This is a genomic window from Acidihalobacter prosperus, from assembly GCF_000754095.2.
Lineage (GTDB): Bacteria > Pseudomonadota > Gammaproteobacteria > DSM-5130 > Acidihalobacteraceae > Acidihalobacter > Acidihalobacter prosperus.
In genome coordinates this window covers 60512-71384 of sequence record NZ_JQSG02000004.1, presented here as the reverse complement: position 1 = coordinate 71384, position 10873 = coordinate 60512, and the positions used below count along the sequence as shown (strand labels likewise).

Genomic DNA, 10873 nt, shown 5'->3' with positions numbered 1-10873 from the left:
TGGCCATCGCCCCGACCGCGACCATCTCCAACATCTGCGGCGTGTCGCAGTCGATCGAGCCGATTTACCAGAACCTGTACGTCAAATCGAATCTCTCCGGAGAATTCACGGTCGTCAATCGGTATCTGGTGGCGGACCTCAAGCAGCGGGATTTGTGGGACGAGGTCATGGTCAACGACCTGAAATACTATGACGGTTCGGTAGCGAACATCGATCGCGTGCCGGGCGATCTCAAGGCGCTCTACGCGACTGCCTTTGAGGTTGACCCGCGGTGGTTGGTCGAGGCTGCCTCGCGCCGCCAGAAGTGGATCGATCAGGCCCAGTCGCTCAACCTGTACATGGCCGAGCCGTCCGGCAAGAAGCTGGACAACCTGTACAAGCTCGCCTGGGTGCGCGGCCTGAAAACGACGTATTACCTGAGAAGCCAGGCGGCAACTCAGGTTGAAAAATCCAATACGCGGGTCGAAGCCTTGCCGGAAAAAGCAGACGAACCCAAGGTTTGTTCCATCCTTGATCCGGACTGCGAAGCCTGTCAGTAAGCTTGTTCTATTCTGGCCCGGGGATTATCCCCGGGCCAGCTTTCCAGACGCGCCGTGGCGGGTCTCGAAAGAGGCGCTTGATCTGTTTGCGCCAATACGTTAAAAGTGGAAAAGGCATCCGTGGGCCTCGCCACGGAATATCGCTTCCAGCATCCAGGCTGGAACAAAGCTCAATGTGATGACCTATATCGCCGTTTGGCGAATATCCATCTACCGCATCCTGCGGCATTCCCGATTTTCCTATGTCCGACATTGCCACCCCTATCCGTTATCCGCCGGATAAGGCTGTCGATTTCCACAAGACCGCCCCTCTTTAATCGGGCTCAATCATCCGGCGTGCACGCCGGGTATCACCCGTCTGCGGGAGCATTCTCCTGTCGACGGGGAATCTTCCTATCCACTACGTGGACGGGATTTATTTTTCTCCTGGGGAGTAGTGGCCCCACGAGGAAATCATCATGAAAAAATATCTTTTGTTTCTTGCCCTACCTGCGCTTCTTTCTCTCGGAGGTTGCGCTAGCTATGGCTATCAAAGCTATGGCACAGGCCTTAGAGCCATGCAGACGGAAACCGGTGTTGTGGTTCACGACGCCATGGTTCGCATCAATCCGGGTACGCAAAGCATCGGCACCATGGCCGGTGCTGGTATCGGCGGCATTGCCGCAGCCGGCGCAGCCCAGGGTTCGGGTCAGTTCGGCCAACTATTGGCTGGTGCGGTTGGCGCCCTGGTGGGCGGCACCGTGGGCAATGCTGTGCAACAGCAAGTCACAGGGCCGGCGCAACAGGTCACGGTAGAACTGCCGGACCGGCAGTTGATAACGGTGGTCGAGCAGGGGCCGATGCTTCATTTGGGTGAGCGTGTGGGTATTTCTTACTCACCCAGCGGCCGAGCCAGAGTTTTTCCTATGTGATTTATCTTCACACCCCCGCCGTTCCGGGATCGCGTAACTTGATTACGCCTTCCCGAACGGGGGAAGGCGTGAGGACACTCACATGACCGCTCTCATTTTCATGACCGCCACCATTATCGGCATGGTCATCGCTATTCCCGTCATTCGCGTAAAGCGAATCTTTCTCGGGTAATCACTGCTTCCGCGGGGCCGCCAGCCCCGCTTTTCACGGTGCTCACAAGTCTCGCGAAAAGCGATTTACGCGGAGCCGGACCGTTACTACTCCGGCCTATTCAATCCCCAAAAGGAGAAACAACCATGCAAATGGTCATTGCACTCGGAAACCTCGGAAAGGACCCCGAGGTCCGTTACTCACAAAGCGGCATGCCGGTCGCGAATGTGTCGCTCGCCTGCAGCGAGAAATGGACGGACAAACAGTCCGGAGAACAGGTCGAGAAGACCGAATGGCTCAATCTCGTTGCGTTCGGACGCACAGCCGAAATCATGGGTGAATATCTCAAGAAAGGTTCGAAGATATTCATTCAGGGCAAGCTGCAGACCGACAAGTACGAAAAGGACGGCCAGACCCGATATTCGACCAAGGTGGTCGTTAAATCCATGCAGATGCTCGGCCAGCCGTCGGGTAATGGCAACAACGGTCAGAAGCACGTCGACCGCGGAGCGAATCAGCAAAATTCGCGCTCGGCGCCTCAGCCCGCTTATGCCGGTCATTCGGCGGATTCCGGCGCTCCGGATTTCGACTTCGACGACGATATTCCGTTTTGATTAGTACGTTTTCGTTTTAGCCGAACACGCTTTTAGGAATCGTTGACAAAACAGGAGAAATCCATGAACGCCGCCCCAGCAAAAAACCAACCGCCTGCTTGGCGGCTCATGATCGCCCAAACCGAAGCCGCGTACACCGATATCGTGCGCGGCGCGGGGACGGGACTTAGTTATTCCGCCGAACAGGTGTTCGCTGTGCAAGCCTGCATGACGAACGATTTTCTTGCGGATACCGCTTCCCGGAATCCTCAGAGTCTCCGGCTTGCCATGCTCAATTCCGCAGCCGTCGGGCTGACTTTGAATCCGGCCGAAAAGCTGGCCTATCTCGTCCCGAGAGACGGGCGGGTCGTGCTCGATATCTCGTACCGAGGACTCATCAAGATCGCTGTCGATATTGGCAGCATTCAGTGGGCCAAGGCCGAGCTGGTCTACAAGAACGACCAGTTCAAGTCACTCGGCCCGGGCCAGTTGCCGGAGCATGTCTTCGACCCGTTCGAGGACGACCGGGGAGAGTTCATCGGCGCTTACTGCGTGGCCAAGCTGGCCGATGGCAGTTGGCTGACCGAGATCATGCGCGCCTCGGAAATCTGGAAGACGCGCGACATGTCCCAGGCATGGGTCAAAAAGAAGAAAGGCCCGTGGGCCGATTGGCCCGACGAGATGATCAAAAAGACGGTCATCAAGCGTGCCAGCAAGACCTGGCCCGCCAGCGGCGGACGCCTCGCCAAAGCCATCCACCTGCTCAATGAACAGGGGGAAGGTCTGGCGCCCGAGCATCTGGCGCTCAATGCACTTGAGTCGCCTGAAGAAGGCGACCCGGAGAAGGCCGGTGAAAAGGCCCGGAACACCGTGACCCGAGCGCTCAACCAGGCTGCGGAAAACGGCATGTGGGCCGCTGCCGAACAGTATTTCCGGGATCGCTTCAAGAACCCGGACGAGCTTGCGTACGCGTTGCGTGAACTCGAGAACCGGAAACAGGCATTGCCTGCCGAAGCCGGTTCTTCCGACGAAAGCGGGGACGACCCCGCCTAATCCAACTTCCATGCCTGCCCCGAATCGTCGGGGCAGGCTTCTCTTAGGCCTTTGGCCCGTATTCGAAACATCGCGTTCCGAATGCGTTTCTCGCTCCGGCGACTGCGCGCATCTCCTTTCATCAAGGCATCGGCCGCCTCATCACAGGCCGAAAGGAGAGAGCATGAGAATCCTGCACAAACACCAGGATGACAGTCTGCCGGATCTGTTCTCGGATGCCGGCATGTTGCTTCTCGGTTCGGGCGATGAATATTTCGACTGGGACGAGAAAGCCGTACACATCGTCAGGACCCGACTGCTGGAAACCAGCATGCGGGATCTTGCGGACCCACGTAACGGCTCATCGACATTCGAGGACATTCTCGAATGGATGGGCCTGGATTCTGGGAATCCTTTTTCATTTCGCCGTTGCGTCGAGGAATACGCCCGTGAATTCGGGATGGATACGCTCGAAGCAATGGAATCCATCAAGGAGGAAGCACGCAACAGTTACCTACGGACCATCGGGAGGTTGTATGAGCGCACAACTGAAGTCGTTGCCGGAACGGACGGAATCTCGTCATGTTCCGATCGGCGAGAGAGCTGCCGGGAGGTGGCCTGATATCTTCGCCGCGCTCGCTCCCGATTTGGGGCCGGCGCTAGGCAAATACGGTAAGCATGTCTCCTGTCCGATTCATGGTGGACGAGACGGGTTCAGGCTTTATGCGGACTCTAGACGCAGCCTGTACGGGCGGGCGGTATGCAATACCTGTGGCTCGTTTATCAATGGCTTCGTGCTGCTCTCCACCTTGTACGGGTGGAGCATCTTTGAAACCTATCAGCGAGTCGCCTTGGTGCTGGCCGGGTTGCCGGCCGAATCCGGGGTTCGGATAGAGAAACTGCTGGAACGTTTCAAACAAGAGGATGCGCTAAAGCGCCGCCTCGCGTTGTCGGACGCCGTCCAGACATGGAAGAACAGCAAGCCCGTAGGGGCAAGCATGACATGGCCATTGCGCCGCTATCTGGATGAACGCGGTATCCCCATGCATCTGGCCTACCCCTATCTGGGGAGCGATGTCCGCTACCATCCGGAATTGCCTTATTTCGAAGGTGGACGAGAAGTCGATCGGTTCCCGGCACTGCTTGCGATCGCGCGCAACCGGGATGGCAAGCCTTGCTTTCTGCACCGGACCTGGCTCGCCAAAAATGGGCACGGCAAGGCGCCGGTATCTTGTGCGCGAAAGACCACCACGTTTTTCCGCAAGCAGGATGGGGCGGCCATTCGCCTGGGCGGACATTTCGGCTCTCAAGGCGACGTTGCGGAGGGCATTGAAACCGCGCTTTCCGTCGCGATTGCCGTAGAACGCCCTGTCTGGAGCCTGGTCAACACCAGCCTGATGTCGGCGTGGTCCCCGCCTGACGAGTACTGCCCCCGGCAGATCACCATCTGGGGCGACAAGGATGTCAAACAGGCCGGCGAACAAGCCGCGGAAGCCCTAAGCCGCAATCTCAAGGACAAAGGCTTGTTCGTGTCTGCACGATTCCCCGAGACGCCAATTCCTCGCGATGCGAAAAGCGTCGATTGGAACGATGTCATCATGAATCTTGGTGTCGAAGGATTCCGAAACACCTACCTATGGGGATTCTGACCATGGGCGGCATCTTCAACAGCTTCGTGATAGACACTTCGCCAGAGCCGGAGAAGCGGGACGAGCATCATCCGTTCTCCGTGCCGGAAGCTGGCGATCTGAACGCTTGGAGAGTTGCGATCAAGCGACGACTCAAGCACGACCCGGGCTTCCGCCAGCAATTGATGATCCTGGTTCGGCAAAGCGCCGAAGCCCGGTATCTCGGGCCTTATGCAGACAACGCAAAAGCCTTCGTCGACCATTTCAAAAACAGAGAGCGGCCGGATTGATCCGGCCGCTCATGGAGCCCCTCATGGCAAACATGTACGCCTTCGATACCTTGGCTACGTTCAAAAAGCTGAGGTCAGCAGGATTTACCGACACCCAGGCCGAAGCCTTGGTCGCTCTCCTGAGCGAAGTATTTCGCTTCACGCTTAAGGTGAATAAATCCGGCGACAATGCAGAGACACAGGGCGGACTTCACCCAGAAGTCAGCACAAAAATTTCAGACTTTATCGACCCCGGACCTCGTTGAGGTTCGGGGTCTTTTTTTTAGGGGTTTTTGTTTGCGATTTCAGAAGCGCAGTTTCAGGCCGGCCATGGCAACGTTCTGTTTTGTCGTGCTATTGGGTTCAACCGCGACGACTCCATTATTCAGCGTAACCGGCTGGGATTGGCCATACTGGAACTGCGTGTGCGAATAGGAAACGAAAACGGTCAGAAACGACCACGGGATATAATCCAGTTCAACGCCATACTGATGCCACGGTTCGCTACCCAGGTTTGCGGTATCTCCAGAATTCGAGCTGGTCATACTGGCGCTGCCGGTATGGCCCGTTTTGTACTTGATCTGAAATACCAGCGGCACATGAGGATCGGGGACAGCGCCTGCAAGCGTCACCCCATACCCGAAATACTTGTTGGTATACGTTTCGTCGTAGCCGTTCGCACCTTGAATGTTTCGCTCCCAACCGTGTCTCCCAAGAAACACATCGGGAATAATGGCAATATCGTGTATGGGAGAAAAACCCAGCCGCAGTTCGAAAGCGAAATTCACCATCTGCGATTGAGTTGGCACCTGAGATGGAGTGAATACCAGGCTTCCAGATGAATTAAAACTTTGCAAATAGCCGTTGTAATTCGTGATGCCCTTGTCATAGGAAACCTTGGTTGCCATACCCAGATAATCACCCATACCTGCGAGCTTGATCTGATAGGCGTTGATGTTGCCGGTCTGAGAGTCGAGCGGGTTCGGTTCTCCAGCAACAGCTGGCTGCTCGGTATAGTTTTGGTGTAGCGTGCCATAGCCAAGCACGATCCCGCTCATCGACTGCTGGATGATCTTCGGAACAGGACTGAAAAAGTTTCCCAGGCCATAGGCAAATGACGGAGACACGCCCCCGAAGAACAGGCCGACAAGGCTGGCGATGGATAGCGTTTTTCTGTTCATCTTTCACACCTTATGAGTTGGTCAAACGGCATCCATGATCATCCAATAATGTCTTGCGAATGCAAGCTTTAACCCTGAGATGTCGGGAGATTGTCCGCCATAAGCACAGGCACACCATAGAGTCGCCCCCAGGCCATGGCCGCATTCCGTTGAATCGTATCTTCCACTGAACCTGAGTCTGCCCAACCATGATTTGCTGGGGCGAGGATAATTTGCGGATGCTGGTCTGGCGCCATAGCCCAGGCAGCAGGCCAGACGAGCAATTGTTCATAGCACATCAACAGAACAACGTGCGTTCGACCGATCCGGTAACCGCCCAACCGCGTCCAGTCGGCGGGAAAGTTTCGCCGGGCGGCCGGATTCCATTCACTCAGCGGTACCGGCTGACGGGCCGAGAGCACGCCACCGTGGGCGCCCAAGGCCAAGAGCGCGTCACTGCGCTTGTTGTCTGGCAGCGGGAGGGTAACGCCCATCAGTATCGTGTCGTGTGCTTTGGCCGCTTGATGGGCAATGGGCGCCCAGGCCAGGGCGGACAACCCCGTCCAGGTACCCGCGATACCCTCGGGCAGCAACACTGTGCTGCCGGGTGGCGCGGACGCCATCCACGCGGCGACCCGATGTTTAAGTGTGATCTGTCGATCGATCCAGTGCATGCCGCTATCCGGCTCGCGCCCTAACTGGGTATTGATGGCCTGCCATTCGTGCGGCATGGGCGGCGTGGCATAAGGGAGCACCAAGGCAATGATGCCGGCTGCGAACAAACCGGCTAAGGCGGCAGCGCGTAGCCTCAAAGGGGGCGATGCCAGACCGGCTTGCAGCAGGATCGTTGCGCCCAGGCCATACATGCCCCATCCCGGAAACACGGCGGTTGCGGCAAACAAGGGGGAAGCCATTCCGATGACGCCCAGCGGCGGCACTGCGGTCAATAACAGCCCAATGACCCAGCCGAGTCCGGCGTATCGACCCATACGGGCCAGCAAGGCCCAGGGCGTCCAAAGCAACAGGGCGACGACGATCCAGGTAGCGATGCCCGCAAGCCATGAGTAGGGACCGGGGTAGAACTCGCTGACCGATGCCGTAACCGGCGCAAGCGCGGTCAGCAGATAGGTCAACATCATGGCGCGGCGGCCGGAAACCGGCAGGCCGGCCCAGGCAATCGGCAGCAGCCAAAGCATGAAGAACAGGTCCGGCGGCTCCCAGGCCACCCAGGACACCAGCGCACCGAAAACCGCACCGGCCAGACTATTCGTGAAGATATTGGGTAGCCGAAGCAAGGCTCAACACCTGCCCAGTACCTGCATGAGATACGAAGCGTCGCCCATGACGATCATGACGCCCCGATAGGTGAAACGTCCTCGCCTGCCGGCAACAGGCAGCCACAGCAGAGGCCAGGCTCCCGTGGATTGCCCTTCGCGCAGTGCCTGCCCAATCGGGTCGCCGAATGGCGGCTTGCCGTTGAGCTTGACCAATTGTCCGCGCGCCACCCTGAGCCCGCTCCAGCTTTTGATTTCCACTGAGACGCGTCGACCGTCGGCGCCGATCAGCAGTGCGTCGATATCGCCGCCGGAAGCGCACGGCACATTGAACCGAGCTTGCCAGTGTGTGTGAGCCGCAGCCCGTTTCAACGCTCGCTGCGCGCGTCGTTCCACAACCTTGCCGTAGGCCCGTCTCACATATTGTCGGTAGGCATACCAGGCCACAAGCAGCAGCGCGCCGCCATACACGGGCGTCATTTCGCCGGTATTCCCGAGACTCCATTCGGCAAGCATGAGCGTGCCTGCGAAAAGACACACGGTCATGGTGGCGAGGTTGCCGAGCCAGGGTGCGTAATGTTTGCGGTACATGGCGATAGCTGAACACGGGCGCCAGAACTGGCAAGCCGTCAGTGCATTTCGTCCACAAAGCGCGAAACGACGGCATCCTTGAGTCCGTGTGAGAGGATCAGGCGATCTTTCGCGCGGGTGATACCGACATAGAAAAGACGCCGCTCCTCATCGAGCGGCGCATCGGTATGCGGGACAATTCCGTCCTCGCATCCCAGGAGCCAGACGTTTTGCCATTCAAGGCCTTTCGAGGCATGCAGGCTTGCCAGGACCGGCACAGGCGAATCGCTCGAACCCGGAGACAGTTCCCGCGCGCGGCGGACGAAGGCGATGCGCTGACCGATCGTGCCGTGAAGCTTCATCAGGTGCCCGACGGCGGGCAGCGCGATGGCTTTGGGCTTGCTATCGAAGTGTTTATCCACCCAATTGAACAGGCCTCGCAGCACGAGACTGGCGCGGTGCGATTGGGCCGCGGATGACGCCCACTCGGGCGCGGCACGGGTCAGTGTGCGCAATCCCTGATGCTCGGGTTCGCCGCCCTCGTGCAGGGCTCGCTTGTCTTGTGCGCTGATGCCTTCTATGAAACCGGACAGGCGGGAGAGGCCGGACCCGATATCGTTGCGCCCCAGGTCCTCGGCAAAGGCCAGCATGGCGGCGGCCGGCGGGCGATCCCAAAATGATTTGCCGCCAAGACGCACGAAGGGTTGCTCATGAAAATTGAATGCGAGTTCGACCAGATCCAGCATACGGTTGGTGCGCGCGAGGATGCCCCATTCGCCAGGTTCGGCGATGATTCGCGCAACAATTGCGTCGGCCTCAGCCAACCGATCTTCAAATGAGCGCGTGCTGATGACGCCGCTCTCCGCGCGTCGGGCGACGATCGGTTTGTCGTACCGATCCTGGTTGTGCCGGATCACGGAAAGCCCTGCTGACACGATCTCGCGTCCGCAGCGGTAATTGCCATTCAACAGAAAACGTCGTGCCTTGGCCGAACGTTCGAAGGCGGCCAGTCCGCGATACCCCATCGCGTGTCGCCAACCGTAGATGCTCTGGTCATCGTCGGCCACGACGGTGGTTTCCACGCCGGCCCGAACATGACACATGACCCACTCGTACTGCACCTCGTCGATATCCTGCGCTTCGTCGACCAGGAGGTAGGCGGCATCGAGCGGGCGAGCGGCCCCGGACTGCATCCCCTTGACCGCGTCGCGGAGTATGTCCTGGAAGTCCTTTAGGCCATGTCGCTTGAGTTCGGCCTCGTAGCGTCGGAAGATTTCGGATTCTTCGCCTGTCCTGGGCGGCGGCGCCATCGTGGCCTTGAAACGGTCGATTGCTTGCAACGCATCATCGAGCGATAGATCGCTGCCCACACGATCCAGCACCATGCGCAAATAATGAATGCGTCCGCTTTCGTCGAGGATACGGCGACGGTCTTTGATCTGCTGCAGTGCCAGGGCGTGGAACGTACCGGTCTTGATGCGGTCGCGAAATTCGGTACCGATGCGGGCCGCAATTTCCTTGGCCGCTTCCCGTGTGAACGACACGGCTACGAGGCGGCCGCTGCGCGTACTCAGCAAGTGCTGCGCCTTGGCGGTCAGCAGGCGCGTCTTGCCGCTGCCGGGGCCGGCCAGCACAAGGGCGTGCCCCTGCGCCAGCGCGGCATCCCGCTGCGCATCATCCAGCCCCGATAGCGGGTTCATCGGATTCTGCGGATTCTGCGGATTCTGCGGTATCGGTATCGGTATCGGTATCGGTATCGGTATCGGTATCGGTATCGGTATCGGTGTTGGCGTCGGCCGCCGTGGCGTCATCGGATGATGACTGCGTCGCGGAGTTCAGCTTGATCTCAGCGATGGCGTCCAGCGCCGCATGCAATTTCTTGCCCGCATACTGGTCCTTGAAGCCTTCCAGCATCCGCTGGAACAGTTCCGGATCGCTCGCCGGGGCATCGACGAGCAGCGAGACCAGTTCCGGCGCGATTTCCGCCACATAGCGTCCGTTCTCCCCCCAAGCTTCCGGGAAGCGAGATTTCTTGCTGCGGGCCTCGTCGCGCTGACGGCTTTCCTGAAATGCCTGGGTGACCGCCCGTTGTATCTGGCGGGCCGTCTCGACGAGGGGCTTGCGGACTTCGGCCACTGCGTTGCGCTTGTCGATAACGGTCTCGAGTTCCTCGGCAATCCAGGCCATTTCAACGAGCATGAGCGCATCGTCGCAGCGTCGATAAACCTCCAGGTACTTATTCGACCAGGGGGTGGTGATCGGCGCATCGAATTCGAGTCCACCCTGCACGCTACTCATGTCGGGATCGAATCCGGCGCCTTCCAGGCGTTCTTTCCAATGCTGCTGCGAAGCGCCCAGGGTTTCGGTGGCCTTGGCAATGATTTCCTTGAACATGCCTTCGATACGCAGGATTTCTTCATCCGTGTCCTCGTTGACCCGCAGTCCCTGGATCGATGCCATGCGCGCCGAGGCCTGCTGGAAGAATCGCTGGAAATGGGTCTGCGTGAGGTTGTGGTGAAGCGTAATGCGTCGGGTCATGGCGACGGGATAGCTGACCTGCATGTCTTTCTTTCTGGGTGACTTCATGGCGTGCCTCTTTGTGGATGAACGACGAGGCCAGCATGACGCGCCATCTCTTTTGTCCGTGACCCAAATAACCGTGATATCGCCCCTTTTTCGCAAAAACCGGGCAGGGCTTGCGTTATCCGGGAAATCCGTAGGCTGTGATCGTTCTCGCTAAATCCAA

The 10873-nt window shown here is 58.5% G+C and carries 12 protein-coding genes and 1 pseudogene; 8 read left to right on the top strand and 5 right to left on the bottom strand.

From position 1 onward, the window contains the following. The 8 genes and pseudogenes from THPRO_RS10605 to THPRO_RS10570 form a co-directional block, all read left to right on the top strand. Window positions 1–449 (top strand): annotated as a pseudogene (locus THPRO_RS10605) (ribonucleoside-diphosphate reductase subunit alpha); the annotation flags it as partial. A gap of 548 nt (window positions 450–997) precedes the next feature. After that, window positions 998–1450 (top strand): hypothetical protein, encoded by a 453-nt coding sequence (locus THPRO_RS10600; RefSeq protein ID WP_145930831.1) that lies wholly within the window; start codon window positions 998–1000, stop codon window positions 1448–1450. A 297-nt stretch (window positions 1451–1747) separates the two neighbouring features. Further along, window positions 1748–2215, top strand: a complete 468-nt coding sequence (locus THPRO_RS10595; protein ID WP_038093569.1) for a single-stranded DNA-binding protein — start codon at window positions 1748–1750, stop codon at window positions 2213–2215. Between the two features lie 63 nt (window positions 2216–2278). Beyond that, the gene (locus THPRO_RS10590) at window positions 2279–3247 is read left to right on the top strand and encodes a RecT family recombinase (RefSeq protein WP_038093572.1); all 969 of its coding nucleotides are present in this window, start codon (window positions 2279–2281) and stop codon (window positions 3245–3247) included. 163 nt (window positions 3248–3410) lie between these two features. Continuing rightward, window positions 3411–3848: a hypothetical protein gene (locus tag THPRO_RS17020; protein WP_038093574.1), complete on the top strand. Its 438-nt coding sequence runs from the start codon at window positions 3411–3413 to the stop codon at window positions 3846–3848. Further along, the gene (locus tag THPRO_RS16305) at window positions 3763–4875 is read left to right on the top strand and encodes a DUF7146 domain-containing protein (protein ID WP_161489969.1); all 1113 of its coding nucleotides are present in this window, start codon (window positions 3763–3765) and stop codon (window positions 4873–4875) included. Before THPRO_RS17020 ends, THPRO_RS16305 begins: the two co-directional genes overlap by 86 nt. A gap of 2 nt (window positions 4876–4877) precedes the next feature. Beyond that, on the top strand, window positions 4878–5144 hold the full coding sequence (locus THPRO_RS10575) for a hypothetical protein (protein ID WP_145930830.1): 267 nt from the start codon (window positions 4878–4880) through the stop codon (window positions 5142–5144). A 23-nt stretch (window positions 5145–5167) separates the two neighbouring features. Beyond that, entirely contained in the window at window positions 5168–5389 is a 222-nt protein-coding gene (locus tag THPRO_RS10570; protein ID WP_145930829.1) for a hypothetical protein, read from the top strand. Window positions 5390–5428: 39 nt separating this feature from the next. Here THPRO_RS10570 and THPRO_RS10565 read toward each other — a convergent pair whose 3' ends face one another. From THPRO_RS10565 to THPRO_RS10545, 5 genes are all read right to left on the bottom strand, one after another. Then, entirely contained in the window at window positions 5429–6304 is an 876-nt protein-coding gene (locus THPRO_RS10565; protein ID WP_065089618.1) for a hypothetical protein, read from the bottom strand. A gap of 68 nt (window positions 6305–6372) precedes the next feature. Further along, window positions 6373–7578 (bottom strand): carbon-nitrogen hydrolase family protein, encoded by a 1206-nt coding sequence (locus THPRO_RS10560; protein WP_038093578.1) that lies wholly within the window; start codon window positions 7576–7578, stop codon window positions 6373–6375. A 3-nt stretch (window positions 7579–7581) separates the two neighbouring features. Further along, window positions 7582–8148 (bottom strand): nuclease-related domain-containing protein, encoded by a 567-nt coding sequence (locus THPRO_RS10555; RefSeq protein ID WP_038093581.1) that lies wholly within the window; start codon window positions 8146–8148, stop codon window positions 7582–7584. 38 nt (window positions 8149–8186) lie between these two features. After that, on the bottom strand, window positions 8187–9827 hold the full coding sequence (locus tag THPRO_RS10550; protein WP_038093583.1) for an ATP-dependent helicase: 1641 nt from the start codon (window positions 9825–9827) through the stop codon (window positions 8187–8189). Further along, entirely contained in the window at window positions 9802–10713 is a 912-nt protein-coding gene (locus tag THPRO_RS10545) for a hypothetical protein (protein WP_145930828.1), read from the bottom strand. The genes THPRO_RS10550 and THPRO_RS10545 overlap by 26 nt, the downstream gene beginning before the upstream one ends. Between the last annotated feature and the right edge of the window lie 160 nt (window positions 10714–10873).